The sequence below is a fragment of the Amycolatopsis kentuckyensis genome (assembly GCF_041679295.1).
Classification (GTDB): domain Bacteria; phylum Actinomycetota; class Actinomycetes; order Mycobacteriales; family Pseudonocardiaceae; genus Amycolatopsis; species Amycolatopsis kentuckyensis_A.
Map to the genome: position 1 here is coordinate 316,211 of NZ_JBGDMD010000012.1, position 25,859 is coordinate 342,069.

A 25,859-nucleotide genomic window follows, 5' to 3' on the forward strand; every position below is an offset into this window, starting at 1 on the left:
ACCGGTCGATCGCCGCGAGTTATCCACAAGTAGTCCTCAGATCGGCGAGTTGTCCACAGATTCGCATCGAGGGCTTCCGCACCTCCACGACGGCGATAAGCTGGGAAGCGCATGAGATCGGTCCACAGTGGACGGGTGGTCAGCTCACTCGAGCGGCTCGCGACACGGATGGCGACCTAGGCGTCGATCCGGTGGCACCGTTGTGAGAAGGCAACCCGGGCGCGGACCCGTCGCCGGCAGGCATGTCGGCCACGGACTCCGTGTCAACCCGCGGACCAACCGCAGCTGCAGCTCCGTCGCCGGAAGGCGCCCCGGCGGCGGCCGCAGTTGCCATGCCCAGTGACGGAGGCGCACTGGTCAAGGGTCCGTTGCCGGTAGGCGCCCCGCCAACGGCCCCACCTCTGTCTGCAGGCCGCCGGCCCCCGGTACCGGGGGCCGGTCGGCGGTCTGCGTCCCCGTCCGGGACGGCACCGGTGGCTGAATCCCCAGCCACCGGTGTCGTCCAGGCCTGCATGAGTTCCGCGTACCGCGCCGACCTGGTCATCAGGTCGGCGTGGCCGCCCAAAGCGGTCTCACGACCGTCCATGACGAGCACGCGATCCGCGCGCAGAGCCGACGAAAGCCGATGCGCGATCACAACCAGAACACCACCCCGCGCGGCGAAGGCCCGCTCCGCACGGGCTTCCGACACCGGGTCGAGATGGGAGGTGGCTTCATCGAGGATCACGAATTCCGCCGAACTGGCGTAGACCCTGGCCAGCGCGAGCATCTGCGCTTCGCCTGCGGAGATTCCTTCGCCGCCGTGACCGATTTCGGCGTCGAGGCCGCCAAGGCGCTGCACCAACGCGCCCGCGCCCACCGCGTCCAAAGCTGACGACAGCTCGTCGTCCGAAGCGGACAAAGCAAAGAGGCCGACGTTGTCCCGCACGGTTCCCGCGAAGACGTAAGCCTCCTGTGGGATCAGCGCCACGAGCTCGTGGCGGAGTGCCGCGGGCACGTCCCGGACCGGAACGCCACCCAGCAGTACCCGACCCTCCTGCGGCGTCAGCATCCCCGTCAGCAAGCCGGCCAATGTCGACTTGCCGATGCCGCTCGGCCCGACGACGGCGAGGTGCTCCCCCGGCCGCAGACTCAGGTCCAACCCGCGGACCACGGGCTCGGCGGTCGCACCCCAGCCGAACGTCAGGCCGGTGACCTGGACGTCGGTGCCCCGCGGGGTCGCCGTGCCCTCGGACACGTCAGGCAGCGCGGCCGTCTCCGCCAGCCTGCGGAGTGCGACCAGCAACCGGAGGACGACGGTGCCTGCGGTGGCCGCGAGTCCGCGAAGGGCGGGCTGCATCGTCGTGGCCAGGTAGACCAGCGCGCCCAAAGCCGCGCCCGCGGTCAGTTCACCACGAGCCACCAAGCCTGGCGCCAACGCGAGCGCGAGCAACAACGGGACGAACCCGCCGAGGGAGATGACCAGCGACCGGAGGGCACTCGCCCGCGCTACCCGGATCGCGGCGTTCGCCTGCTTGTCGACCGCGTTGTACATCGCCAGCGCGGCGATCGGCTCGGCGCCACAGGCCACGATGTCGCGCATCCCGGCCAGCGACGCACCGGCCGTCGCGGCCGTGTGCTCGTCGGCGAGCGCCAAGGCGCGCTGCCGACGGGCAAGGGAGGGAAGGAGGCAGACGAACGCGACCAGCGAAGCAACCACCGGCACCGCGACCGGGAGGACCAGCGCGCCGGCGACCGTCACGAGCCCGGCTAGCGCGGAGGCCGTGGTCACCAGCATGCCGCGGGCCTGGACGAGCAGGCCTGCGGTCGCGTCGCGGACCACCTCGACGTGCTGGGTGATCCGGGCGACGCCGCTGGAGTCCGGCTGGTTGCGCGGTGGGGACTCGTCGTGCAGCACCCCGCGGACGACGGCGGTCACCAAGGCGTCCCGCAGCGGCTCGACCACTTTGCCGAGCTGGTGCCACACCATCCGCGCACCGAACGCGCCGAGTACGGCGGCCAGCCCGAACAACGCCAGCCAGCCGAGGCCGGCGGCCGGGTCGCCGACCGAGAACCCGCGGTCCACGGACAGCTCGACCAGCCGACCCGAAAAGAAGGCGGGTACGCCTTCGAGCAGCGAACACACGAGCAGCACGACACCGCCACGCCACTGCCCGGCGAGAGCGGACCAGTACAACCGGCGCAGGCTCACTCGTCGTCCTCCGTGAACACGCCCCGGTATCCGGGCTCCTGCCAGAGCGCGGCATGCGGGGCCACCGCGCGGATCCGGCCCTCCTCGAGCCAGACCACCAGGTCGGCTCGGGCAGCGGTGCCGGCGCGATGGGTCACGACGACGCGCGTACGTCCGGGCAACGCGCTGGCCACGGCGCGCTCGACCGCGGCCTCGGTGACCGTGTCGAGGCTGGCAGTGGCGTCGTCGAAGATCAGGACGCGCGGGTTGTGCACGATCGCGCGGGCCAGCCCGAGCCGCTGGGCTTCGCCGCCGGAAAGCGGCGTCTCGGTCAAGGGCGTGTGGTAGCCGCTGGGCAGGCGGACGACGACCTCGTCGACCTGCGCGATCCGGCATGCGTTGCGGATGGCGGACTCGCCGGCCCAGGAGCCGTAGCCGACGGCGTCGGCGACCGTGGCGCCGAGCAGCGCGGGCCGTTCGAAGGCGTAGCCGACGACCGCGCGCAGCTCCTCGCGGCGGAGGCGCTCGAGCGGGCGGCCGTCGAGGAGGACCTGACCTTCGTCGGGTGTGCTCAGCCCGCCGAGCACGGCGGCCAGCGCGGACTTGCCCGCTCCCGAACGGCCGACGACCGCGACGAACGTGCCGCCGTCGATGCGGAGGTCGATCTCCGTCAGCGCGCCCGTGATGCCGACGTGGCGGAGGTCGACGGTGCCGTCGCCGGGCAACAGTGGGAGCTTGCCGGGCACCGGTTCGGGTTCGTCGAGAACCTCGTTGAGCCGCTCGGCGCAGCCGCGCGCCCGGGACAGCATGGTGAGCAGCGGGATCTGGGTGACCAGGCCGAGGCCGAGTGCGACGTAGCCGAGGGTGGCCACGACGTCGCCGATGCTGAGCCGGCCCGCGAGGACGCCGAAGCCCGCCGCGGCCAACACGGACAGCTCCACCGCCGGCGTCAGCAGGCCGGCGCGCCAGACCATCCGGGCTTGGGTGCGCCAGAGGCCCTGGCCGGCGAGCGTCAGCTTCGGCAAGGGACGCAGGACCCGCTCGGCTTCACGGTCGGCGGTGCCGGACGCGGCGATGGTGCGGAGGCCGGCGACCGCGTCGACCATCCGGGCGGCCAATTCGCCGGAAACCCGCTGGTAGGTGAGGACGTCGTCGGCGGTGCGGCGGAGGTGGCTGCGGGCCAGCAGCAACGCGAACGGGATGCTGCCCAAGAAGACGAGTGCGAGCCGCCAATCCAGAAGAGCGAGCAGCACGACGGCGCCGGTGGAGATGACCAGCATCGAGCCGCACTGGACGACGATCGTCACGATTCCGCCCGCGCCGACGCAGTCGCCGGTGAGGCGGCTGATCGCGTCGCCCTCGGCGAAGCGGGAACGGGCACCGAGCGCGAAGAGCTTGTCGGACACCGTGCGGCGCAGCCAGGCTGACGCCGTCGCCGTCAGACGTGTGGTCAGGATGCCGCCCACGACGTCGGCCGCGATCTCCGCGCCGCCGACCAGCAGCAGCCACGAGACCTCGGGCCAGCTCCGGCGGCCCGCGACAACGCTGTCGACCGCTGCCGCGAGCGCGCCGGGAAGGAGCAGGCCGGCCGCGGTGGCGACCAGCGCGGTACCCACGACGGCGGCGAGCCGGGGGCGATCGAGTCCGGCCACCCTGGCCAGCAACCGATCGGCGGGGCCGCGCATCTCACTCCTTCGGACGAGGTACCGCCGAGGCGGTACCGGGGCCAGAATGAAGAGGCGGGAGCGGCGCACTTGGCCTGTGCCGCTCCCGCACCCTTCACCTCGGCACTACTTGCCGGCGATCCGCCAGGGTCAGTGGCAGGTCAGCAGGCTGATGGTGCTGTCGGCGCAGGAGGCCAGCAGGCTGAGGTTCGACGTGCCGCCGCCACCGCCACCGTGGCCGCCGTCGAGCACCTCGGGGGTCTCCATGGCCTGCAGGTCCAGAACGAGTTCCATCGAACTTCCTTCCTTCGTTTCCTTCGGGGTCCGCCGGTCAGCGACCGGTGGTCTGGGGGGACGGCGTGCCGCCCAGGAAGGGCAGCACCTCCTTGCCGTCCAGGAGGGCGGCGAGCGCGAGGAGGATCCCCGCGCTGCCGGTCTTGACGTCCATCGACAGGCGCAGCAGCTGGTTGCCGGGGAAGGCGAGTCCCCCCTTGAACGGCACCGCGTACCAGGCCAGCCGCGCCAGGTGCAGGTCGATCGCCGCGCGGATCGGCTGCGAGGGGTCCGGGTCCATGCCCAGCGCGACTGCCAGCCCGCACCGGCCGAACAGCAGGCCGGGGTGGATGACGAACTCGCCGCGGCACGATTCGCGCAGGCCGGGGAGGCTCTCGCAGGCTTCGGCGTCCGGGCGGTGGCGGGCCAGCTGCTCGGCGACCAGCAGGATTCCGCTGCTGCCGATGCCGGCGTAGGGCAACGTGCGGGCCGCGCCGTCGCGGACCTGCAGTGAGCCGTCGTCGGACTCGACGCATTCTTCGAGGTCGCGGGTCAGTGCCTGGTCGGCGAAGGACAGCCACGCCGGCTCGCCCGTGCGCTCGAAGAGCCGGATGAACAGCAACGCGGGTCCGGACCAGCCGGACAGCAGGCCGGCGCGGGCGAAGTTCCCCGGCGGCGCCGCCGTTTCCAGCGCCTCGGCCAGCCGGACGGCCGTGGTCAGCGCCTGGCGGCCGAACTCGTTGTCCTGGCGGACCGTCGCGAAGTGCAGCATCGTCAGCCCGATGCCGGCGAGGCCACCCTCCAGGGCGTGGTCGGTCGTCTGCTCGACGAGCCCCGCGGACGACGCCAGCAGCTTGGTCGCCTCGGCGTGGTGGCCGAAGTTCTCCAGCACGTAGGCGATGCCGTAGCTGCCGTCGAAGAAGCCGGGCCGGGTCGGCGGTTCACGGCGGACCGAGTCGATCAGCCAGCGCTCGTGTTCGGGGAACCGGCCGGCGCCGATGACGTCGAGGGCGTGCAGGACGCCCGCAGCACCGACGCCGAAGCAGGCGCCGCCGACCCGGAACTGCTCGATGTCGCCGGGGAACAGCCGGTCCTGGCGCTCGGGCGTCGCGCTGGCCAGGATCGCCTCGGCGATCTGCTTGCGGACCAGCGGCCAGTCGGGTTTCGACTGGTCGAGCTCCGTGTGGACCGGTGCCGGCTCCGCGGGTACGTCACGCGGGGCCAGCACCGCGACTGCGGCGTCCGCGTACCCCGCGGGCAGCGCGAACCGTCGTTCGGCGAAGTCGGCGATGCCGCGCAGCTTCGACGGCGCGAGCTCCATCAGCTGCGAGAGCGGCAGGAACAGCCACAGCCGCAACGCCGCGATCGCGTGCTCGTCGATCTCGAAGCCGGTGCGGTCGGCCGGGGCGCGGAACCCCGGCGCGCCCAGCGCCGGGCGGTCGCCGGACTCGACGTCGAAGGCCATCTCGAAGTCGATCAAGGAGATCTGGGAGATGCGGCCGTCGTCGTCCTCGTCGATGAGGATGTTCAGCGGGTGCAGGTCGCCGAAGACGATACCGCGAGCGTGGATCGCCTCGACCGTCCGCTCGACGCGGGCGACGACGTCCAACGCGCGCTTGGCGTACGCGGCGAGGTCGGCGTCCGTCGTGCCGCGCCTGGTCAGCGGGTAGTTGCGCGCCAGCCAGTTGCCCAGCGAGTTGCCCGGCATGTACTCCATGGCCAGGTAGTGGTGCTCCCAGACCGTGAAGTGCTCGAACACCCGCGGCACGCCGGGGACGTCGGCCAGCCGGTCGAGCACCTCGTGCTCGCGGCGCAGGCGTTGGACGGCGTCGATGCGCGCTTTGTCCAGGCCAGCGTGCGGCCGGGCTTCCTTGAGGACGACCTCGTCGCCGCCCGCTTTGGGGTCGGCCAGGTACACGCCGCCGCCGTTCGAGAAGTGCAGGGAACGCGTCACGCGGTAGGGGAACTGGTCCGGGTCGCCACCCTTGCGCGCGGCGACGCTGCTCTGCAGACAGGCCGGAATCTTCACCCAGTCGGGGACGGAGAACGTCGGTTCCCGCTTGTCGGGGACGAGCCTGCCGTCCGGCTTGCGGATCGCCAGGACGCGGTTGCCGTCGTGCTCCACCCACTGTTCGGCGAATCCGCCGTAACGGACGTAGAGCGGGCCGGTGCCGTATCTGAGGTCGCTGAGGATATAGGCACCGTGTTCACCTTCGAGCCGGACCGCCAGATCTTCCAGAACACGCTCCAGCTCGTCCTCGTCAGCCGGGTAAATGGTGATCAGCTTGGCGCTGCCGTCACGGGGAGCGTATTTCGAATTCCGGGCGAGCAGGATCATCGGCGAGCGGAGGTGCTTGTAGGAGATCCGGTGCTCGACACAGTACTCGTGCACCTGCACGAGCACGCGCCGCGCGTTGTCCAGACCAGCGGAAACGTGGATTTTCCACCCCTGGCCGGGAAGCCGTCGGCCTTCGGGGCTCAGCGCTCGCCAGACCCCGCGATCGGCGGTGATCCAGCCGGCCGGCGCCGGCAGCGCCTGGGCGAAATCGTCGACCGGCGCACCGATTTCCTGTTGTTCGTCGTAGAACAACGGGTCGGCGAAGCAGTAAGCTTCGTAGCGCAGGTCCATCGGAAGATTCCCCTTCGTGCGTTCTCCCGGGGCGCCGCGGCTCCGGGACGAGGAATATTCCCCCATGCCGGACGGCCTCGCGCCTATCCGCCAACCCGGCGGTTCAACTGGGCTATCCGAGGTAGGCAAAAAGGTCACTTACCAGTCGGTAGCCGAACCCAGCGTGATTCTTGACTGATCGCCAACCACCCTGTCGGGGTGTAACACGAAGCTTTTTACGAGATTCCCCCAGGTCCACACCAGGATTACCCGGAATAAACCAGCGAATTGGCAGAATGCCATCAACGTCTTCCGGTGATCAACTTTCCAAGCACGGGCACACCACGTTGTCCACTGTGGAGCGGGCCAGGTGGCCCAGGCCACGCCCCGGGCACCTCGGCCGACGGACCCGCCGGTACCACGGAGTAAGTTGGCGGCCGGCGGACCGGAAGGAGGAACGGGTGATCTTCGGATTCGCCGTGACGGTCGCCGGAGCGGCGACGCTCGTCGCGCTCTGGAGCTTCGTCCAGTCGGCCCGCAACCGGCTGCCGGACAACCCGCTCCTGATCGGGGTCGCGGTCGTCGAGGCACTGCTGGTCGTCCAGCTGGTGATCGGGATCGTGCTGCTCGCCGGCGGCGACCGGCCGGGCAGCCTGGCGACCTACCTGGCCTACCTGATCGGCTGCCTGGTCGTGCTGCCCGTCGGCGCCGCCTGGGCACTGGCCGAGCGGAGCCGGTCGAGCACCGTCGTGCTCGGCATCGCCTGCCTGGCCATCCCGGTGATGGTGCTGCGACTGAACGAGGTGTGGAGTGGAGCAACAGCGTAGGACGGCCTCCGGCCCCGGACGGGTGCTCGTCGCCGTGTACGCGATCTTCGCGCTGGCCGCGACGTCGCGCGCCGGGGTCCAGATCGGCACGAAGTTCCACGAAGCCCCGCTGGCCTACCTGCTCTCGGCGTTCGCCGCGGTCGTCTACATCGTCGCGACGATCGCGCTGGCCAAGCGCGGCGACGCCTGGTGGCGCGTCGCCCTCACCGCGTGCTCCATCGAGCTGCTCGGCGTGCTGACCATCGGCACCCTCAGCCTGGTCGACGCGGCCGCGTTCCGGCACCCGACCGTCTGGTCGGTCTACGGCGAGGGCTACCTGTTCATCCCGCTGGTGCTGCCGGTCGTCGGCCTGTACTGGCTGCGCCGCACCGCACCGGCCAAGGTCACCGCCTGACCCGCAGTCGAACAGCACCCCGCGCCGGCAGCGTCCGGGCCGATCAGCGCCGGCGGCACCGGACGGCAGTTCTTCGCCTCCCACCCGATCCGCCGGGTGAGCTCGCCGGCGTCGGTCGCGGCGGCTGACGTCCGCTGCCTCGAGGCGCCGCGGCAGATCGGCCGCCGACGGCGCCGGACTGAAGCCGAGGTAACCGCCGAGCGGCGCGAGTCGAGCGTCAGTGTTCAGCAGGAACGGGTCCGCGCCGTACGTACCGCCTTCGGACACCGGCGCGAGTGGCAGCGGCCACGCGATCTGCCCGCCGACCTCGGCGTCGAACAGCCGCAGCGGACCGGGCGCCGAGCATCTTCGTCAGAAACCCGAGCCCCACGGACAGCCCGGCCCACACCAGCCACCTCGGGTTCTCGAGCGCGCGGGTGACGCAGTAGGCGGCGAGCAGCAGCACGCCAGGGCGGCGCGGCGCCGGAGTTCTCAAGCTCCGGATTGAAGTGGGTGTCCACCCGTGGGTTGAGCGCGGAACAGTACGGGAACAGCACGTAGTCCATTCCGCGAAATAAATACGGACGCCACCGGACTTTCGTCGGTTCCGGACATTCCCCGAAAACTCGGACACTCTTCTCGTTCGGTCCCCACCGGCTTTCCCGTGCGGGTTCTCCGCACGAAAAGGAGTGAGCGTGAAATTCGGCAAGTTCGTGCTGCTGGCCGCGAGTACCGCGCTGGCCGTTGTCGGCCTCGGCGGCCCGGCGGCGGCCCAGACCACCCCGCAGGCCCAGCCGTCGATCATCGGTGGCAGCACCGCCACGAGCGGTCCGTGGGCGGCCCGGCTGTTCGTCAACGGCCAGCAGAACTGCACCGCGACGATCATCGCGCCCCAGTACATCCTGACCGCGAAGCACTGCGTCAGCAGCTCCGGGACGTACACGTTCCGGATCGGCAGCCTCGACCAGTCCAGCGGCGGGACGATGGCCACCGGCTCCACCATCACGCGGTACCCGGGCAGCGCCGACCTGGCGATCGTCCGGCTCACAACCTCCGTGAACGCCACCTATTCGCCGCTCGGCAGCGTCGGCGACGTCTCGGTCGACCAGAACGTCTCGGTCTACGGCTGGGGCGCGACCAGCCAGTGCGGCTCCGAGATCAACTGCCAGTCGCGGTACCTGAAGGTCGCGACGGTGCGCGTCAATTCGATCGGCTGCAGCGACTACACCGGCGGCGTCGCGGTGTGCGCGAACCGCGTCAACGGCATCACCGCCGGCGGCGACTCGGGCGGCCCGATGTTCGCTTCCGGCCGTCAGGTCGGCGTCGCGTCGACGAGCGACCGGTCGAACAACACGGCGTACACGAACATCACGCGTTATCGCAGCTGGATTTCGCAGGTCGCGGGCGTCTGATTTCCCGCGGGAAAGGGCCCGGCCGGTCGGCCGGGCCCTTTCTGCTCAGGACGTCGAAATGTCGTCGAGCTGTTCCGCGGCGGGCCGGACCGGGTAGAGGTCACCGCCGGGTTGGACGGGCACGCGCGGCAACGCCGTCCGCGCCGCTTTGTCGCCGGCGTCGGCCGCCGCGTGCAGGACGTCGAGCGCGGCGTACTGCCGGAAGTCCAGCTCGGGGTAGGGCCACTGCCCGGTCGTCGCACCCGGGATCAGGAAGTCGACCGCCTTGAAGAGCGTCGCGCCGCTGGGTGCGGTGTAGTGCCACAGGTCGACGCCGACGTGCTTGCCGATCTGCGCGAGCCGGGTCAGCGCGACGAGGTTGAAGTTGGAGTAGTGCCAGCTGCGCGTCCGGCTGGCTTCGGCGGGCTGGTAGCCGTCGGCGTTGATCTGCGGCGCGATCCGGTTCGGGCCGGCGTCCTGGGTGATCGTCTTCGCCAGGTCCCGCTGCCCGGTGCCGAGCGCGAGCGCCGCGGCGAGCATGTCGTAGAAGCTGCCGTGGTTGTTCTGGGCCTTGGCCTCGTCGGTGCCGTTCTTGCTGGTGCGCAGCCAGGTCAGGAACTGCGTGTACCAGCCGGTCATGCCGGCCTGGTCGGTGTTCGTCCAGCCGGGGGCGCCGGTGGCGAGGATCGCGGTGGCGTCGACGACCTGGGTGAGCGTGTAGGAGAACTCGATGATGCCGATGCCGCGGCCGTCCACCTTGCACGGGATGCCCTGGGCGTAGTTCATGTTCGGGTTCATCTTCGTGGCCGCGTCGAGGAACCACGTACGCAGGTCGAGGGCCGCCCGCTGGGCGTAGCGCGCGTCGCCGGTGTAGTACCAGGCGAGGGCGAGCCGGTAGATCGCGGCGAAGGCGTCGCCGCGGTACGCGTGGTCGGTGATCTCGTCGACGATCGGGTTGCGCTGGCCGTCCTTCTGCACGAACGGGCAGCCCCAGGGGTTTTCGGCGGTCGGCTGGGTAGTGGGCCACCAGTAGGGCGCGAGGCTGAGGTAGTCGTGCTTGTCGCCGCTGGGCGGGACTTGCTTCTTGGTGGTGACGCTCCAGGGCCCGGTGGTGAGGTCGGTCTTGGCCTGCTTGAGCAGGTTGCCGAGGGCAGTCTTGGCGGTCTTGTCCCCGACGAGGGCGGCGAACTTGGTGCGCAGCAGCTGGGTGCCGTCGAGGACGACGGTTTGCGGCGCGCAGATCGCCCCGACGACCGGGACGGTGCAGCCATGCGACGTCGTCGCGGCCTCGGCGGGCGTCGTTGTCGAGGTGACGATGCCCGCTACGGCGAGCGCGGCCACGACGGTGTGGCGGAGAACCATGTCCGCTCCATTCACAAATATGAACATCAGACCTGTGAGTGAATGGAGAGTACGCATGTGAACTCTGCTTCGGCAATGCCCTTGCCGAAGTCAGTCGCGGGGACGGAAGAAGGCTTCGAGCTTCGCGGCGCCGAGGTTCGTCCAGGTGTCGGCGGTGACGAGCACGGCCGCAGCGCCGGTGGGGAACTTGGCTTGGACCAGGCGGGTGTCGTCCCCGTAGCCGGCGAGGTCGAGGGTCAGTTCGCTGACGCCGGGTTCGTGCCCGACGAGGGCGAGCGTGGTGACGTCGACCGGCACCCGACGGGCGGCTTTGAGGAACTCTTCGGGACCGGCACCGTAGAGGTCATCGTCGTACTCGACCGGCGGCTTTTCTGAGAGTGCTTCGCTGACCCGCTCCCAGGTTTCCCTCGTACGGCGAGCGGTGGAGCAGAGGACTTGCTGCGGGAGGTAGCCGTTTTCGGCGAGCCAGCGGCCGAGCTTGGGCGCGTCGCGGATGCCACGCGGAGCGAGGGGACGTTCGTGGTCGGGGAGGTCGTCGGACCAGTCCGATTTCGCGTGCCGGAGGACGATCAGCCGCCTGGTCGTCGCGTCCATGTTCACCGCCTGTCGCCCCGGTCGATGAAGCCGGGAATGGTGGGCCGCCTGGGGCTCGAACCCAGAACCTACGGAGAATAAGCCCAGGTCAGCGGCTAGTTCTCGTCATTTGTCGATACCAGTCTTCACCTGCATGAACGTCCGCGCGAGACGATCATGGTCGGTCGCTGGTTCTCGTCGTTCTGCGTCGTTTCCCGGGGGAACACCGGGGAGATGATCATGCCCTCTTCGCGGCCACTGTTACCGGCTCGCGCGTCCCCACTGTACCGCCCACAGCTCCCCCGCCATCCCGATACGAAGCCAGCACGCGGCCGGTGGCGTCGGGTCAAGGCACGCTTCCCAGCCTTGACGCGGCGTCACCGGCCGTTGTCACGATCAAGCTTCGGGATGGTGCTTACCGCCGAACGGGCGTAACACGGTGGCGCCCGACGGCGACCCGGGTTGTACGACTCATCGGCGAGGGAGGCTCGACGTTGACTGAATGGCATAGACGCGCCGTCGGTCGGCGGCGCTGCGCAGCTGCATCGAAGGCGGCCACGCCGCGCGGCCGGTCGGCAGAGCGGAGCGGAGCCGGCCGTGCCGGGCACGGGCGTGGTCGCCAACGCGAGCAGCTACACCAGGCGACCGGCGCGCCGCCCGGCGGCGCGCCCTCTTGATCCCATAGAGCCAAATTCGGCAGCGAGAACCGAACGTTCGTCACTACCCGGGTAGTACCACTGAGTGAGACAAGTTGTGAGCTGACTGGCGGTATGCGCTTGAACGAGTAAGAGTGACACTCATGTGTGAAGTAGACTGTGAAGCATGAGGAGTCTCGATGGATAGACCACTTGATCTGGCCCCCGTCGAGGAGGTCTTGCTCCCGCACGCCCCGCTGATCACGGTGCTGTCCCAGGTTCGCTGGCCTGAAGTTACTCATCTCAAGTTGAATATTGACGACGTAGTGACCCGAGTCGGTGAGCGACTGGCAGACGACTACCCCCTCTATTCGCGCGAAAAAGAATTTCAACTCGCAATAACTCCGCGCGGCCCCATGCAGCAAGAGAGTGGGACGATTTACCAGTTTAAGTCAGCAGATCAAAACTGGAAGGTGTCACTCTCGCAATCCTTTATCACCCTCGACGTCAAAAATTACACATCGCGCAAAGACTTTATCGGTAGATTCGAACAAGTTCTACAAGCCGTTGACTCTGCCGTCAAGATTCCCTTCTCTTCGCGCATTGGATTTCGGTACGTTAATCGCATTGAGAAATCCGATGAATACTCCCAACTCACTGACCATGTCGAGTTTGCCGCACTGGGAGGCGGAGCGGTGCCCCTCGCAAAGGGTGTCGAACTCAATCACTCTCTCAGCGAGGCCGTATACAAGAAAGGGGACGTGCAGCTTCTAGCACGATCAGCACACTTGCCCCCCGGAGCAACTACCGATCCTGCTATATCTCCTTCGAGCAATCGGAGTTGGATATTAGATTTAGACGCATTCCAAGAGGGTGAGATAGAATTTGATACTGCGAGCCTGGCAACAAAGATGTCAGACCTCGCCTCTATTGCATATAGCTTCTTTCGATGGGCGATCGACGACGACTTTTTGCGAATGTACGGAGGGGACGTATGACAGCAACGGTCTCGATTCCTGCCGTAAAGAGCGGCGTAATTGGGATAAGCCTGTTCGCAACGACAATTACCGGGACCGCCGTTGAGCCCAACGCGCGACTAGTCGGCCTCGAATACTCGTCGGGCTATGGACAGTCTCGTCGGCTTGAGCGTTCCAGTGATCAACACGAGATCGTCTTACCTAGCCTCGCTATTACCACTATAGCAGAGCAGTACGAATCATCGCAGACACAATCTCCCGCCTCTCTCATTCAAGAGATCCGAAAGAGTACAGCCTTAACATGGGATCAACTAGCTCGTCTATTTGGCGTATCGCGTCGAGCGGCTCACCTTTGGGCAGCCGGCGGGAAGATGAATAGTTCGAATCTTGAGTTGCTATCCGAGATCGCTTCTGTAGTTTCAAGCCTGCCAGGAACGTCGCCAGCCGAAAGAAAGGCAAACCTGCTTCTTCCGAGGTCAAATGGACGAAGCCTGTATGACGAAATCAGAAGCAGGCATGCGTCACGTCCCGACGACATCAACAGAAGCTATGAACCGGGCCCGGAGGGGGCAGTGCACGAGTGAGCGAGCGCGAAGCTACTGCAGCAACGGACGAACCGGCCGTGCCCACACCAGAGCCGATTCGCAGCTGCGCTACGCTTCGACAAGGAGATGTTGTCACCATTCGAGAGATTAATATCATCTCCAATGGAGCGAATAATTACAAGACGCCTTATGGCGTTGCAATAGTCTCGCAGGCCTGTGACATCGTTCTGGAAAATCGCCCGAACATCTCCGTTGCTGCCATCAAGTTCCTAACCGGAGGCGAAGCCAAAAAGGCACGCGACGGCGCACAGAGTCGATATATTGAAATACCCTTCTACCACACTGACGCATTCATTGACCTTGAGTATATTGCAACTATTGAGAAGTCGAAACTGACAGACTTTCTGGTTGCCCAAGGTGTAGACCAGAAAAACGCAAACGAAGTTCGCCGTGTAGGCCTTGCGATCGGCAGGCGCTTCAGCAGATTTGCCTTCCCCGATGAAGTAAATCCATGGCTTCGACCGCTCAGTTCTGAGATTCGGAAAAAGTACGATCGTGCCACCTCGCCACTTGGACGCGCGCTCCAGGAGCTCGTAGAGGTACGGATTGAATCCCCGGACTGGACATCGCGGCCACTTAATCTAATCGTCCACGTAATCATGAAGGCAGGCTCAGTTCCTGAATTCAATCTCGACGACGACGATGAGGATGACAGCGAAGTGCGACCAGGGCTGGTCAACTTTCTCAATCTAGGGGGAGAAATTGAGAAAACTCCTGCCCAGGTCGCCGACTACCTATACTCTATCGACTTCGACCAGCCCGGCTCTTTTAACAGTTTTGAGCTCTATAATATCTGGAATGGCCTAGCTCAGGCGCTCGCCCGGCTATGCAAACCTTCGGATCGTGAAGCACAAGATCCAAAGGTCAGGGAAGCTGTTGCAAGCGTGGAGGCACAACTGTGGAGCGACGACGAGTTCCCGCTTTCACGCTGTCGCCGCAGCGAGATCCTGGACATCGACGACCTGTCAGGTCGTGCCCCCTTGGCCGACCTCGAAATCTGGCCAAAGCCAGATGCTGATACTGCTAGCGCACGTCCATCACATAGCGAAGCTCATAGCGGTCCGCAGGAAAGAGGATATCTGCGGTTTCTACTGCCAGGTCGTCTTCGGCGCCGAATCGGTCAGCGACGCGGAATGTCTGGGTAATCTGAACAACCGGCCGGTTCGCCGGGATGTCGAGAAGCTTCGCTTCCTCGGCGGTCGGCGTGCGGATGTCGAGGCGTTCCTCGACTTGGTTGACCTCATGCCCGACGGCCGAGAATCGGTCGACGATGCCCTTGTCGGCGTGCGGCCCCTCGTGCGGCAGCTCAATGTCCGTCCCGCCCGTGATCGCCAGCGGCTCCCACGCCAGGCTGCTCGTGACCGGCTGCGGCGGGTTCCCCATCCGGATGAAGTAGCGCGTGCAGGTCACCGGGTCGCCCTCGTTGATGCCCAGCCGCTCGGCGATGTTGGCCGGCGCCGTCGTCTTGGTCGTCTTGTGCTCGACCTGCATCTCGACGTTCGCGGCCTCGGCCTCGCGCACGTATGTGCGAGCCTCCTGACCCCGGAAGTACCGCAGCGGCGCGATCCGCGTCAGCTTGTCCAGGCGGCGGACGAATACTCCCTTGCCCCGGATACCGTTCGCGAAGCCCCACTCCCGCAGCAGGCGCATCGCTGCGCGCGCGGTGATCGGTGAGACGTCGTGGATCTCGCAGAGCTGAGCCTCGCTCGGCAGCTTCTCCCCGTCCTGCAGCTCGCCGCTGATGATCCGGGCCCGGTACTCCTTCGCGATCTGCTTATAGCGGGGCTCGTCGTTGTCCGGGAACTCCGGGTGATCGCCGAACAGCAGCTCTGACATGTCTCCTCCTGGTCGTCGGCGGTCATCGTCTCATGAACCTCGTATGTTGACAGCTTCACATACGAGGTTTACCTTCGTATACGAGGTTGGTTCGAACGGACCAGCGCAGGCCCGGACGGCGGGCACCACGAAGAGCAAAGGGACACACGATGGCGATCACCAAGGGACACCGGTTCGAGATCGGCTTCGACGACGCCTTCCCTCAGGGATTGGTGCTGGTCGGCGACGTCTCGCCGGACAACGAGTACCAGTCCAGGGAGGACAAGGCGGCTGGCCGGCCGACTCGGCAGCGCGTCGACGAGGTCACCGGGAAGCGGCAGTGGAAGGCCACCGTCACGGACCCGGACGAGACCAAGGCGAAGCGCGCTTCGTTCGAGATCACGCTCTTGGCCGACGTTCAGCCGGTGCCGACCACGGTGGAAGCCCTGCCGGGGATGCGTCCGATCGAGCTTGACGGCCTGACCGCCGAACCGAAAGTCGCTGGTCAGGGCGAGTTCAAGTACCAGTCGTACGTGTACCGGGCGACAGGCTTCAAGTCCGCGGCTTCCGGTGGCGGCGCGAAGTCGACGCGGGCGAACACCGAGTCGACGCCCAAGGCCGCGTGATGGGAGCCCTGGTGCCCAGGAACGGCAGTATCGCGCTGGCACCCGGGCACCTGGTCGAGGCCTGGGAGGCGGCCTACCGGCGCTATGGAGACCTGTCGACACGGGCAGGCGACCAGGCCGACGGCCGTACCGCTCAGGCACTGGCTGCCGCTTCGGTCGACGTCGCGGCTGCCTGGCGAAACCTCGCGAGTCAGGGCCAGCTCTCCTGGTGGGTGCTCGCGGCCGTCACCGCCGCAATCGAGGGGTTCGAGGAACAGGCGCTCCTGTGGCAGGCGCGCTCAGACAGCGAGGAAGGACAAAGCCATGGCGTTCAACGCGACGTGGGCCCCGGGGCCGGAAGCGGTCGCGGGAATGCAGGTCGTCGGAATCCACCACAACCAACCCGCGCTCGTGATGTACCTGGACCAGGACAGCATCGCGATCACGACACCGGGTGGCCCGGCGACGTGGCCGGAGTTCGTCAGGTTCCTCCGCGAACTCCGCGACGCGGCTGACGAAATGATCAAGGTTCTGCAGACCGAGCCGAGCGAGCCCGGCACCTAAGTCCGGCACGGGGACGGCTGGAAGTTTGGCCCTGCCACCGTCCCCGTGCCTCCCGTCCACACTCCACAAAGGAGGTGAAGCGGTGAGTGCCAGGCTACGGCTCACCCGCTGGCGACGCGATCACCCGTACCGGGACAAGCGCCTGCGCCGCGTCCGGCTCAAGTGGCTCGTCTGCCGCATGTGCGGGCATGGGTCGTTCCTCCAGGTGGACGGCTACCACGTCTGCCGCGACTGCGTCGCCCATATCGATCGGGCGATAGCCGACCGCGAGCGACGGTACCGAGAACAGCACAAGTCCAACTAGATCAGTCCACATTAGACAAAACGTGCGCTGGGGACGCACGGCGATGCCGCACGCCCAAATGCGGCGACCAAAAGGCAAGGCGCAGAAGCGGAAACTCGGCTACCAACCATGCCGCTCCTGCGCTGTCCACAACCGCGAGGTGTGAACAATGCAGACGCTAGACGATGACAAGCAACCAACGCCAGTGGGGGTCACCCGCTCGCGATGCTCGGAATGCAAGCGGTTCGCTCGGCTGCTGCCCGGCGAAACCAAGTGCGCCCCGTGCCTGGGGGCGTTGCCGCTGGACCTCTCGGCGGCGCTGCGGGGTGGTCGGCGATGACCTCCCCCGGAATGCTCGTGATCGCCCTGGCCGGGCTCGGCCTCGGGGTGTGGGTGCTGGCCAAGATCGGGCGCGCGTTGGCGTCGTGGGCTGAAGCGCTGGCCGCCATGGTGGTCGTGTTCGTGGCCCTGTGGTGGGCCTGCAAGGTCGTGTTCTGGCTGTTCTCCCAGGTCGTGATCCACTGGCGCACCTCATTGACCGTGATCGCGGTCTACCTGTGGTGCGTCTGGGTCGGCTGGGTCTGGCTCGTGGTCAACCTCGGCGGCCTGGCCCTGATCCTCGGTGTGTGGCGGCTGCTCGACGTGACCTCGTTCGATCAGTGGTGCGGCCGGCCGCTGCGGTCGTGGTGGCTGCGCTGGGCGGTCTATCACCTCAAGCTGCCCGGCTGGCTGCACGCCTGTGGACTGAGCGTCCGGGACGCCGCGCTGCCGGTCGAGGTGACCGTGAATCTCGTCGGTCGCCGGAAGGCGTCGCGGGCGACGGCTAGGCAGTCCGGGGTGCAGGTACCCAAGGTCCTCGGCGTCCGTTCGGGTCCGTCGTGGGATGAGGTCCGGGTGCAACTCGTGCCCGGCCAGAAGCCCGAAGACTTCGACGACGCGGCCCGGGCATTGGCCTCGGCGCGGAAGGTTGCGCGGTGTCAGGTGCGGGAACTGGCTCCGAACATCGTCTCCGTCGACTTCCAGCGCCGTGACCAGCTGGCGGCGCTCGTGCACTCCCCCGCGCTTCCGGAGGGGCAATTCTCGGTGGATCTCCGCAAGGTGTGGGCCGGTCGGACCGAGTACGGGCACGACTGGCGGGTCCCGTTGCTCGGCTCTGGTGCGCACTGCTTGACCGCTGGCGCCTCGGGTGCGGGCAAGAACAGCGTGATGTGGTGCCCGCTCGTCGCGGCGGCCCCGGCGATCCGCTCTGGCCTGGTGCGCATGTCCGGAATCGACCCCAAGGGGATGGAGCTCGCGTACGGGCGCGGGATCTTCACCCGGTACGCGGTGTCCGGAAAGGACGCGCTCGAGGTGCTCGACGGCCTGGTCGAGGAGATGGAGACCCGCAAGCGCGAGTTCGCCGGCCACGTCCGCACTATCCCCCTATCCACTGACTACCCGCTTGAGCTGCTGGAGTTCGACGAGATCGGCGCCTTGACCAAGTACACCGACCGCAAGACTCGGGAACAGATCGTCGAACGCGTCGCCCTGCTCAACACCCAAGGGCGGGCGCTCAACATCTCAGTGCGCGGGTATGTGCAGGAGCCGACCAAGGACACCGTCCCGGTGAGGGAGCTGTTCACCCGCCGTGTCTGCCTGCGGGTCACGTCGAAGACGCACGTCGGCATGGTCCTCGGCGACGGCGCTTACGAACGGGGCGCGTGGGCCAACCGCATCGGCGACTCCGAAGCCGGGGTCGGGTTCGTGTGGGGCGAAGGTATCCGCGAACCCCTGCGTATCCGCGCTGGCTGGGTGTCCGACGAGACGGTCAAGGCGCTGGAGCAGTACGTCACCAACGGCGGGGTGGCCCGTCCGGTGCTGGGCGGCGAGGGGGTGGCCGCGTGAACCGGCTGATGGTCTTCCTCGACACCATCCGCGATCACCTCGACCTGTACCAGCTGCCCTCGGTGGCAGCGCTGACCGTGCGGACGTGGTCAGATCCGCTGACGGTCCAGCTCGACGCCCACCGGCTGCCCGACGTAGCTGGGGCCTTGCTGACCTGGGCGAACACGCTCGATGACGTGTCTGCCTCGCTGTGGCGAGTCCACGACGGCGACTCGGTGCACCTGTCGGTCAACGGCCGGACGCCGTGCGGCATCCCGGTGCACGTCTACAGCGGCGTCGCGTACGACTCAGCGGTGTTCCCGGACTTGCCCGCCGGGCAACGACAGGACATGCCGGTGTTTCAGCTTCGGCAATGGTCCCGCCCCAGGGAGGTGGCCGCCTGATGACCGAAGAACAGACCCAGCCGGCCACCACCCGGGCCGAACGGATGCGCACGCCTCTTGCTGCCGACGTGATCCGGGCGACGGCAGAGAAGCACGGCGTCTGCATCCGGCCCTTCACGATGGAAGTCGGTGACACCGAGACCGGCGAACTGCGCTATGTCCCGGTGCCGTGCGGCTCCACTGTGGAGTCGGTGTGCCTGCCCTGCGCGCGGAAGGCGAAGGCGCTTCGGCAGGCCCAGTGCCGCGAGGGCTGGCACATGACCGAAGAGCCCGTCCTTAACGCCGAGTCGCCCTCGGAGGACCACAAAGAGCTGCTGACCTACCGCGCGGACCTGGTAGCGGCCTACCGGGAGGTGGTCGAGCACGACCAGGCGGAAGCCGAGGAGCTGCGGGAGGAGGTCGCTGGGGTTGATGCGGAACTTCGGCAACTCGGGATACGCGGTCGGCTGCCCGCCCTCGACGTCCCGACCAAGCGGGCGGTGAAGCGCTCGACCCGTCGTCGGCAGGACGCGCCGAACCTGCCTCGGCGCAAGGTCGCGAAGACCACTGTGGGCCGGGAGTACGCGGGCAAGTTCCGGCCGTCCATGTTCGTCACGCTGACCTGCGACAGCTACGGCCCAGTCCGTAGCGACGGGGCACCGGTCGATCCGTCCCGGTACAACTACCGGCGGGCCGCCCGGGACGCGGTGCACTTCTCCGCGCTGGTGGATCGCTGGTGGCAGAACCTCCGCCGGGTCGTCGGCTGGGACGCCCAGTACTTCGCCACCGTCGAACCACAGAAGCGCACAGCTCCGCACCTGCACGCAGCAATCCGCGGGGCGATCCCGCACGACGTCATCCGCCAGGTCACCGAAGCGACCTATCACCAGGTCTGGTGGCCGTTACACGACGAGATCGTCTATGTCGACCGGCTGCCGGTCTGGGACGCCGACACCCGGGCGTTCCTCGACCCGGACACCCGCGAGCCGCTGACCACCTGGGACGACGCCGTAGAAGAGGCGGAGGAACCGGCGCACGTCGTCGTGTTCGGACGGCAGGTGCACTCCAAGGGCATCCTCGGCGGCACCGAAGAGGCCGGCCGCCACATCGGCTACCTCACCAAGTACCTCACCAAGTCCACCGGTGAAGTGGTCGAGGCGGACACGGCGCGGCTGCGGGACCACCACGACCGGCTCCACGCCGAACTGTCGGTCACGCCGTGCTCGCCCCGGTGCGCGGTCTGGCTGCTCTACGGGGTCCAGCCCAAGGGCGCGAGCAGCAAGACCACGCCGGGGCACTGCAAGGGACGGGCTCACCGTCGGACCACGCTCGGGCTGCCGGGGCGGCGGGTGCTGGTTTCGCGCAAGTGGTCGGGCAAGACCCTCGACGACCACAAAGCCGACCGGAAAGCGTTCGTTCAGCAGGCGTTGGCCGCGATCGGGATCGAGAAGCCACAACCGGACCCGGCCCGACTGGTCTGGCGCAAGGTCGAGCCCGGCGACCCGCAGGTCCCACCCCGGCCACACCTGGTCATGCGCGCGATCGCGGAACGGATCACATGGAAGGCCGAGTACGACCGGGCGCTACTCGCCGCCGCCGGACCACCAGGGGACGGTCCGGAAACTTCGGCAACTCAGCTCGCGGCTTGATCTGAAAGGGGGAGGCATGAACAACTACGCGGGGTTCAGTCGGCTGTGGACGGTCGAGGACGTCTCGAACTACCTGGGCGTACCGGTTTCGACGCTGTACCAGTGGCGGACCAAGGGCTACGGTCCGGCCGGCCGTCGGATCGGGAAGTACGTCCGGTACCGCCAGGAGGACGTCCGTTCGTGGGTGGACCAGCTGTCGGATGAGGTGGCGTGATGCCTCGCCCTCAGCTGGAGATCGGGACGTACGGGGAGATCCGCTATTCGGCAACTGCGAAGGGCTGGCGGGCTCGCGCGCTGTTCCGCGACTTCGACGGCCAGACGCGGGAGGTCGAGCGCTCGGGGAAGACGAAAGGCAAAGCGGCGCAACGACTTCGGGACGCGTTCCTCGATTGGTCGGGCTCGACGACTGGCGAGATCACCCGAGAGACCCGGCTCAAGGATTTGGCCGCTGTATGGATCGAACAGGTGCAGCAGGACGTCCGGGAGGGCATCAAGTCGCCGACGACCGTCAACACCTATGAGTCCATCCTCAAGCGGCACATCATCCCGGGGATGGGTGAGCTGCGGGTGCGCGAGGCGACGGTGATGCGACTGGACCGGTTCCTGGGCGCGCTTCAACGGACCGTCGGGGCGTCGACGGCCAAGACCGCGAGGACTGCGCTGTCGGGAATGCTCGGGCTCGCCGCGCGGTACGACGCGATCGACAGCAACCCGACGCGGGACACCCGCCGTATCCCGAAGAGCAAGAAGAAGCCTCGGGCTTTGGACGCTGAGGAGCGTACGAAGTGGCTGGCGAGGGTCGAGGCCAACGAGAAGGCGCGGCGCTGGGACCTGCCGGACCTCTCGCGCTTCATGATGGCGGCGGGCGTCCGGGTCGGCGAGGCGCTGGCGACGTCCTGGGAGGACGTCGACTTCGTGGCAGGCACGGTGGACATCACGCACACGGTCGTCCGGGTCAAGGGTGAGGGCCTGCTCCGCAAGCCTCGGCCGAAGACGGAGTCGAGCATGCGCGCACTCCCCCTACCCTCCTGGGCGCTGGCCCTGCTGGAGCGGCGCTGGGCTGAGGCGAAGGCAGATGGCCGGCCTCTGGCTAGCCCGATCTTCGCCAGCACGGTCGGCACCCTGCGGGACCCGAACAACGTCCTGCGGGTGCTCCGTGAAATCCGGGGATCGGACGACTTCCTGTGGCTCACGTCGCACAACTTCCGCAAGACCACGGCGACCGCCCTCGACGACGCGGGCGTCCCGACGCGGCTGATCGCGGACCACCTCGGCCACTCGCGGGTGTCGATGACGCAGGACACCTACCTGGGCAGGAAGACGGTTGACCCGATCACGGCGAAGGCCCTCGAAGGGCTCTTGGATAAACCGTCGGCCCCCAATTCCGGGGATAACCCGGGGAGCCGATCTTGACCGGCGGCGGCCGACAGGCCGCTGACCAGGGAGTTTGAGTGGGCCGCCTGGGGCTCGAACCCAGAACCTACGGATTAAAAGTCCGCAGCTCTACCAATTGAGCTAACGGCCCGCGCCCCAAGTCTAGCCAGGGGTCCGGCACCCACCTGCACGCCGGGTCCGGCTGACGGCGTCGGCAAGGTCAAGACTGGTTCGAAACCCGCCCGCGCCGCATGATGCCTGCATGTCCGGTTCGCTGCTGATCCTCACCGGCCCGCCCGGGGCCGGGAAGTCCACCGTTGCCCGGCTGGTCACCGAACGCGCCCCACGACCCGCCGTGCACCTGCACACCGACAGCTTCTACGTCTGGATCCGGACCGGGTTCGTTCCGCCCTACCTGCCCGAGGCCGAGCGGCAGAACGACGTCGTGCTCGGGGTGATCGCCGAGGCCGCCTGCGGTTTCGCCCGTGGCGGCTACGACGTCGTCCTCGACGGGGTTGTCGGGCCCTGGGCGCTGGAACCCTTCCGGGATGCCGCGAAGCGGGACGGTCTGGACCTCTTCTACGTCGTCCTGCGGCCGCGTCTCGAGGTCACCCTCGCCCGGGGGGCCGCTCGCGATGCCACGGAACTCACCGACGTCGAGGCGCTCACCAGCATGCACGGCGCCTTCGCCGACCTGGGTGAGCTCGAGAAGAACGTCATGGACACCAGCGAGGAGACCGTCGAAGAGACCGCGAACGCAGTACGGCGCCGAGCTCGCTCGGCGCCGTACTCGCTCTGATGTGGACTCAGCAGGTCACGTACAGCCCGGTGTAGGCCGTGCACTTCTTCGACGCCGTGTCGTTGGCCGCCGCCGGGTCGGCCGGGGTGCTGGCCGCTCGCTGGGCCGTTGCCGTGAACGCGCCCCACGCGAAGAAGCCGCCCTCCGACGTGAACTTCGCCGTGGCCGACGCGCCCGGTGCCAGCGTGCCGATCGCGCAGCTCAAGCTCGCGCCCGAGCGGGTGCAGCCGGTCATGGACGTGATCGTGCGGCCCGAACCCGCGTTGGCCGTCACGCGGACGCCGGTCGCGGACGCCGGGCCGCTGTTCGACACCGTGATCACGTAGTCGACGCGCGCGACCAGGCCGACGCGCGGTGTGCCGGTCAGCGCGACCTTGACGTCGGCCTTCGCGGGCGGCGTGATCGTGACGGCCGGGCCGTCTTCGACGGCGAACGCGTAGTTGTCGCCCGCGAACTGGTGCTGCAGCGTGAACTGGCCGGCGGCGTCCTCCTTCACGCGGAAGGTGAACGTCACGGTGCGGCTCTCGCCCGCGCCCAGGTCGCCGACGCCGCCGCGGTAGCTGCTGAGGTACTGGTCGCAGCCGATCGTGCCGGCGCAGGAGACCAGGTCCACCACGTCGACGATCGGCTTTTCCTTGGCATAGACCGCCGCCTTCGCGCCGGTGACGGTGAAGTCCGTCGGGTTGTACAGCTGCTCGGTGACCGTGAACGTATCGCCGGCGTGCAGCGAGGCGTCGCTGACGTCGAGCGTGCTGGGGGCGGGCGCCGCGGACGCGACGGCGGGGGCCATGAAGAGGGCCGCTGCGCTCAACGCGGCCAGCACGGCGGCTCTTCGACCGGTTCGCTCCATGGTCGTGATCTCCTGATTCCGGACGAGGGGTGCCGCTCCAACCGGGTTGGGGACGGGTGATCGCAGCAGCTGACGAAGATCAGATCGCCCCACCCCGGCTTTCGTTACCAGGTTCTTGAAACCGTGTCTGAACTGGGGTTTCACGCCGTTGCCGGGTCACCGGGCACGGCGGCGACGCGAAAATTGTCGGACCCCCGTGGCACGCTCCGCACATGACCGAACACACGACCCCGGTGGTTACCCCGGCCCGCCTGACCGGCGACCGGACCGACCCGACGCCGGTCGCCGACGAGCGGCAGGCCCTGACCGAAAGCCTCGACTACTACCGGCGCACCTTCGAGATGAAGTGCGAAGGCCTGGACCCGCCCAGGCTGTCCGAACGCTCGGTACCACCGTCGACGTTGACCCTGCACGGCCTGCTGCGGCACCTAACCGGCGTCGAACGCTGGTGGTTCCGGATCCAGTTCGCGGGCGAGGACCTCCCGAACCTCTACTACTCCGACGACGACCCGGAGCAGGACTTCACGGCGCTCGACGGTGACGTCGGCGAGGCTTTTTCCCTGTGGCACGCGGAATGCGCGCGTTCCCGGGAGATCGTGGCGGCCGCGTCGATGGACCAGACGGGGACGCGGATCAGCACGGGCCGGCCGTTCACGTTGCGGTGGCTCATGCTGCGCATGATCGGCGAGTACGCGCGGCACATCGGCCAAGCCGACCTGGTCCGCGAACGGATCGACGGCGCTACCGGCGAATGACGGCTCAGGCTCGCGCCGCCGGGCGGCGAAGCCGGACAAGGAGGCCACCCACGAGCGGAATGACGATCCAGCACGCGTAGGCCCACTGCGTGCAGAAGGCCACCGGGATCGAGGCGGCGAAAGCGGCGATCATCGTGCCGAGCCCGCGGTAGAACTCGCCGAAGAGCTCCGGCGGGGTGTCCGCGCGGTAGAGGTCGTGACGCTGGATTTGCCGGGTCATCACGACGAACAGCGTGAGCGCGACGACCTGCACGAGTGCGTACAGGACGAAGCGGAACTCGAACCCGCCGTCTTCGGCGAGCACCTTCGTGGCGAAGGGCATGAGGACCATCATCAGCAGCCAGCCGAAGGTGAGCCGCAGGAGCCCGGCGCGCACGGTGGTGACGTAGTGGAACAGGCGGTGGTGGGCGCGCCAGTGGCCGCCGATCACAGCGAAGCTGATCAGGAAGGAGATGTATTCGGAACGGTGATGCCCGAGTGATCGCAGCAGTTCGGCGCTGGTGGCGCCCTCCGGCAGGGGCAGCTCGAGCGCGAGCAGGGTGATCGCGATGGCGACGACGGCGTCCGAGAAGAAGGTGAGGCGCTCGGCGGCGAACCCGCGGGTCTCGCCGGCGGCGGTGTCCGCGTCGGGCGTGGCGCTGCTCATGGCGGGTGAGCTTGCCAGAGGCGGCCGTGAGAAGGCAGTCACGGCTGGGTGCGTGCGATGCTGAGGCCATGAGCGTCGACCCCGATTCCGGACTCCTGTCCCCGGTCAGGGCCGGTACGCCGGCCGAAGCGTCGACCGGCGACGAGGCCTGGTTGCGCGCCATGCTCGACGCCGAGGCGGCGCTCGCCCGGGCGCAAGCGCGGCTCGGGACGGTGCCGTCCGAGACCGCGGACGCGATCACGGAGGCCGCGGCCAGTGCGCGGATCGACGTCGTCGAGCTGGCGCGGGAGTCGCGGGCGACCGCGAACCCGGTGGTCGGGCTGGTGAAGGCGCTGACGTCGGCCGTCGGCGCGATCGCGCCCGAGGCCGCGGAGTACGTGCACCGCGGCTCGACCAGCCAGGACATCTTCGACACGGCGATGATGCTGGTCGCCGACCGGACGCTACGGCTCCTCGTGGCCGACCTCGACGCGACGGCCGAGGCGCTGGCCGCGCTGGCGCGCGAGCACCGGGACACGACGATGGCCGGCCGGACACTGACGGCGCACGCGGTGCCCACGACGTTCGGGCTCAAGGCCGCGGGCTGGCGGCAGCTGGTGCTGGACGCGGCGGTCCGCATCCGCCGCGTGCTGGACGGCGGGCTGCCGGTCTCGCTGGGCGGCGCAGCCGGGACGTTGGCGGCGTACGTGGAGTACGCGCGGCTGGCCGACGCCGAACGGGCCGGGCACGCGGGCAGTGGGCAGGCCGGGGTGGCAGAGGTGGCAGGGCAGGCGGGGCGATCCGGCGCGGCCGGCGCCGGCTGCACCGGCTTTACG

The 25,859-nt window shown here is 68.0% G+C and carries 24 protein-coding genes and 1 tRNA gene; 15 read left to right on the forward strand and 10 right to left on the reverse strand.

Going from position 1 to position 25,859, the window contains the following annotated elements; all coding sequences use genetic code 11:
• Positions 1-139 precede the first annotated feature (139 nt).
• From ACERZO_RS41770 to lanKC, 4 genes are all read right to left on the reverse strand, one after another.
• Positions 140-2,191 (reverse strand): ABC transporter ATP-binding protein, encoded by a 2,052-nt coding sequence (locus ACERZO_RS41770; RefSeq protein WP_372671510.1) that lies wholly within the window; start codon positions 2,189-2,191, stop codon positions 140-142.
• The gene (locus tag ACERZO_RS41775; RefSeq protein ID WP_372671511.1) at positions 2,188-3,855 is read right to left on the reverse strand and encodes an ABC transporter ATP-binding protein; all 1,668 of its coding nucleotides are present in this window, start codon (positions 3,853-3,855) and stop codon (positions 2,188-2,190) included. Before ACERZO_RS41775 ends, ACERZO_RS41770 begins: the two co-directional genes overlap by 4 nt.
• Positions 3,856-3,984: 129 nt before the next feature.
• On the reverse strand, positions 3,985-4,128 hold the full coding sequence (locus ACERZO_RS41780; RefSeq protein ID WP_086673630.1) for a SapB/AmfS family lanthipeptide: 144 nt from the start codon (positions 4,126-4,128) through the stop codon (positions 3,985-3,987).
• A gap of 37 nt (positions 4,129-4,165) precedes the next feature.
• A complete protein-coding gene (gene lanKC, locus ACERZO_RS41785) occupies positions 4,166-6,736 on the reverse strand; it encodes a class III lanthionine synthetase LanKC (protein ID WP_372671512.1) in 2,571 nt (856 codons plus the stop codon).
• A 440-nt stretch (positions 6,737-7,176) separates the two neighbouring features.
• On the opposite strand from lanKC, the gene ACERZO_RS41790 reads away from it, so the two are divergent.
• The 3 genes from ACERZO_RS41790 (at position 7,177) to ACERZO_RS41800 (ending at position 9,327) form a co-directional block, all read left to right on the forward strand.
• Positions 7,177-7,542 carry a hypothetical protein gene (locus ACERZO_RS41790; RefSeq protein WP_372671513.1) on the forward strand — a complete coding sequence of 122 codons (366 nt, stop codon included), beginning with the start codon at positions 7,177-7,179 and terminating at the stop codon, positions 7,540-7,542.
• 22 nt (positions 7,543-7,564) lie between these two features.
• Positions 7,565-7,936 (forward strand): hypothetical protein, encoded by a 372-nt coding sequence (locus ACERZO_RS41795; RefSeq protein WP_372671541.1) that lies wholly within the window; start codon positions 7,565-7,567, stop codon positions 7,934-7,936.
• A gap of 674 nt (positions 7,937-8,610) precedes the next feature.
• Positions 8,611-9,327 carry a S1 family peptidase gene (locus ACERZO_RS41800; RefSeq protein WP_372671514.1) on the forward strand — a complete coding sequence of 239 codons (717 nt, stop codon included), beginning with the start codon at positions 8,611-8,613 and terminating at the stop codon, positions 9,325-9,327.
• Positions 9,328-9,372: 45 nt separating this feature from the next.
• On the opposite strand, the gene ACERZO_RS41805 is transcribed toward ACERZO_RS41800, so the two are convergent.
• Together ACERZO_RS41805 and ACERZO_RS41810 are read right to left on the reverse strand one after the other, a co-directional pair.
• Positions 9,373-10,668 carry an alginate lyase family protein gene (locus tag ACERZO_RS41805; protein ID WP_372671515.1) on the reverse strand — a complete coding sequence of 432 codons (1,296 nt, stop codon included), beginning with the start codon at positions 10,666-10,668 and terminating at the stop codon, positions 9,373-9,375.
• 90 nt (positions 10,669-10,758) lie between these two features.
• Positions 10,759-11,262, reverse strand: coding sequence for a SixA phosphatase family protein (locus ACERZO_RS41810; RefSeq protein WP_372671516.1), 504 nt, complete (start codon positions 11,260-11,262; stop codon positions 10,759-10,761).
• A gap of 814 nt (positions 11,263-12,076) precedes the next feature.
• On the opposite strand from ACERZO_RS41810, the gene ACERZO_RS41815 reads away from it, so the two are divergent.
• Entirely contained in the window at positions 12,077-12,874 is a 798-nt protein-coding gene (locus tag ACERZO_RS41815; RefSeq protein WP_372671517.1) for a TIGR04255 family protein, read from the forward strand.
• A gap of 1,607 nt (positions 12,875-14,481) precedes the next feature.
• On the opposite strand, the gene ACERZO_RS41820 is transcribed toward ACERZO_RS41815, so the two are convergent.
• The gene (locus ACERZO_RS41820; RefSeq protein WP_372671518.1) at positions 14,482-15,294 is read right to left on the reverse strand and encodes a GntR family transcriptional regulator; all 813 of its coding nucleotides are present in this window, start codon (positions 15,292-15,294) and stop codon (positions 14,482-14,484) included.
• 149 nt (positions 15,295-15,443) lie between these two features.
• On the opposite strand from ACERZO_RS41820, the gene ACERZO_RS41825 reads away from it, so the two are divergent.
• From ACERZO_RS41825 to ACERZO_RS41860, 8 genes are all read left to right on the forward strand, one after another.
• A complete protein-coding gene (locus tag ACERZO_RS41825) occupies positions 15,444-15,899 on the forward strand; it encodes a hypothetical protein (protein WP_372671519.1) in 456 nt (151 codons plus the stop codon).
• Between the two features lie 303 nt (positions 15,900-16,202).
• Complete coding sequence (locus tag ACERZO_RS41830) at positions 16,203-16,442, forward strand: hypothetical protein (protein ID WP_372671520.1); 240 nt, start codon at positions 16,203-16,205, stop codon at positions 16,440-16,442.
• Positions 16,443-16,524: 82 nt separating this feature from the next.
• Positions 16,525-16,746 carry a hypothetical protein gene (locus ACERZO_RS41835; protein WP_372671521.1) on the forward strand — a complete coding sequence of 74 codons (222 nt, stop codon included), beginning with the start codon at positions 16,525-16,527 and terminating at the stop codon, positions 16,744-16,746.
• Positions 16,747-17,061: 315 nt separating this feature from the next.
• Positions 17,062-18,609, forward strand: coding sequence for an FtsK/SpoIIIE domain-containing protein (locus tag ACERZO_RS41840; protein WP_372671522.1), 1,548 nt, complete (start codon positions 17,062-17,064; stop codon positions 18,607-18,609).
• Complete coding sequence (locus tag ACERZO_RS41845) at positions 18,606-18,992, forward strand: hypothetical protein (RefSeq protein WP_372671523.1); 387 nt, start codon at positions 18,606-18,608, stop codon at positions 18,990-18,992. Before ACERZO_RS41840 ends, ACERZO_RS41845 begins: the two co-directional genes overlap by 4 nt.
• Complete coding sequence (locus ACERZO_RS41850; protein ID WP_372671524.1) at positions 18,992-20,620, forward strand: replication initiator; 1,629 nt, start codon at positions 18,992-18,994, stop codon at positions 20,618-20,620. The genes ACERZO_RS41845 and ACERZO_RS41850 overlap by 1 nt, the downstream gene beginning before the upstream one ends.
• A 16-nt stretch (positions 20,621-20,636) precedes the next feature.
• On the forward strand, positions 20,637-20,834 hold the full coding sequence (locus ACERZO_RS41855; protein WP_191312486.1) for a helix-turn-helix transcriptional regulator: 198 nt from the start codon (positions 20,637-20,639) through the stop codon (positions 20,832-20,834).
• Positions 20,834-22,033, forward strand: coding sequence for a tyrosine-type recombinase/integrase (locus ACERZO_RS41860; protein WP_372671525.1), 1,200 nt, complete (start codon positions 20,834-20,836; stop codon positions 22,031-22,033). Before ACERZO_RS41855 ends, ACERZO_RS41860 begins: the two co-directional genes overlap by 1 nt.
• Positions 22,034-22,072: 39 nt before the next feature.
• On the opposite strand, the gene ACERZO_RS41865 is transcribed toward ACERZO_RS41860, so the two are convergent.
• Positions 22,073-22,145 (reverse strand) — tRNA-Lys (locus tag ACERZO_RS41865).
• A 111-nt stretch (positions 22,146-22,256) separates the two neighbouring features.
• On the opposite strand from ACERZO_RS41865, the gene ACERZO_RS41870 reads away from it, so the two are divergent.
• A complete protein-coding gene (locus tag ACERZO_RS41870) occupies positions 22,257-22,793 on the forward strand; it encodes an AAA family ATPase (protein WP_372671526.1) in 537 nt (178 codons plus the stop codon).
• A 7-nt stretch (positions 22,794-22,800) separates the two neighbouring features.
• Here the strand turns inward: ACERZO_RS41870 and ACERZO_RS41875 are convergent, their stop codons facing one another.
• Entirely contained in the window at positions 22,801-23,643 is an 843-nt protein-coding gene (locus ACERZO_RS41875) for a hypothetical protein (protein WP_372671527.1), read from the reverse strand.
• A 212-nt stretch (positions 23,644-23,855) separates the two neighbouring features.
• Here ACERZO_RS41875 and ACERZO_RS41880 point away from each other — a divergent pair, with 212 nt between their 5' ends.
• Positions 23,856-24,398 carry a DinB family protein gene (locus ACERZO_RS41880; RefSeq protein WP_372671528.1) on the forward strand — a complete coding sequence of 181 codons (543 nt, stop codon included), beginning with the start codon at positions 23,856-23,858 and terminating at the stop codon, positions 24,396-24,398.
• Positions 24,399-24,402: 4 nt separating this feature from the next.
• Here ACERZO_RS41880 and ACERZO_RS41885 read toward each other — a convergent pair whose 3' ends face one another.
• Positions 24,403-25,044: a TMEM175 family protein gene (locus ACERZO_RS41885; protein ID WP_372671529.1), complete on the reverse strand. Its 642-nt coding sequence runs from the start codon at positions 25,042-25,044 to the stop codon at positions 24,403-24,405.
• Between the two features lie 68 nt (positions 25,045-25,112).
• On the opposite strand from ACERZO_RS41885, the gene ACERZO_RS41890 reads away from it, so the two are divergent.
• Positions 25,113-25,859 (forward strand): lyase family protein (locus ACERZO_RS41890; protein ID WP_372671530.1); only part of this gene is annotated, 747 nt, incomplete at its 3' end.

Coding starts and splice junctions, on each gene's coding strand:
- ACERZO_RS41850 (WP_372671524.1), top strand. CDS start 18,992: ATGACCGAAGAACAGACCCAGCCGGCCACCACCCGGGCCGAACGGATG.
- ACERZO_RS41875 (WP_372671527.1), bottom strand. CDS start 23,643: ATGGAGCGAACCGGTCGAAGAGCCGCCGTGCTGGCCGCGTTGAGCGCA.
- ACERZO_RS41825 (WP_372671519.1), top strand. CDS start 15,444: ATGGCGATCACCAAGGGACACCGGTTCGAGATCGGCTTCGACGACGCC.
- ACERZO_RS41870 (WP_372671526.1), top strand. CDS start 22,257: ATGTCCGGTTCGCTGCTGATCCTCACCGGCCCGCCCGGGGCCGGGAAG.
- ACERZO_RS41775 (WP_372671511.1), bottom strand. CDS start 3,855: ATGCGCGGCCCCGCCGATCGGTTGCTGGCCAGGGTGGCCGGACTCGAT.
- ACERZO_RS41880 (WP_372671528.1), top strand. CDS start 23,856: ATGACCGAACACACGACCCCGGTGGTTACCCCGGCCCGCCTGACCGGC.
- ACERZO_RS41830 (WP_372671520.1), top strand. CDS start 16,203: ATGGCGTTCAACGCGACGTGGGCCCCGGGGCCGGAAGCGGTCGCGGGA.
- ACERZO_RS41840 (WP_372671522.1), top strand. CDS start 17,062: ATGACCTCCCCCGGAATGCTCGTGATCGCCCTGGCCGGGCTCGGCCTC.
- ACERZO_RS41805 (WP_372671515.1), bottom strand. CDS start 10,668: ATGGTTCTCCGCCACACCGTCGTGGCCGCGCTCGCCGTAGCGGGCATC.
- ACERZO_RS41860 (WP_372671525.1), top strand. CDS start 20,834: ATGCCTCGCCCTCAGCTGGAGATCGGGACGTACGGGGAGATCCGCTAT.
- ACERZO_RS41855 (WP_191312486.1), top strand. CDS start 20,637: ATGAACAACTACGCGGGGTTCAGTCGGCTGTGGACGGTCGAGGACGTC.
- ACERZO_RS41820 (WP_372671518.1), bottom strand. CDS start 15,294: ATGTCAGAGCTGCTGTTCGGCGATCACCCGGAGTTCCCGGACAACGAC.
- ACERZO_RS41780 (WP_086673630.1), bottom strand. CDS start 4,128: ATGGAACTCGTTCTGGACCTGCAGGCCATGGAGACCCCCGAGGTGCTC.
- ACERZO_RS41810 (WP_372671516.1), bottom strand. CDS start 11,262: ATGGACGCGACGACCAGGCGGCTGATCGTCCTCCGGCACGCGAAATCG.
- ACERZO_RS41885 (WP_372671529.1), bottom strand. CDS start 25,044: ATGAGCAGCGCCACGCCCGACGCGGACACCGCCGCCGGCGAGACCCGC.
- ACERZO_RS41815 (WP_372671517.1), top strand. CDS start 12,077: ATGGATAGACCACTTGATCTGGCCCCCGTCGAGGAGGTCTTGCTCCCG.
- lanKC (WP_372671512.1), bottom strand. CDS start 6,736: ATGGACCTGCGCTACGAAGCTTACTGCTTCGCCGACCCGTTGTTCTAC.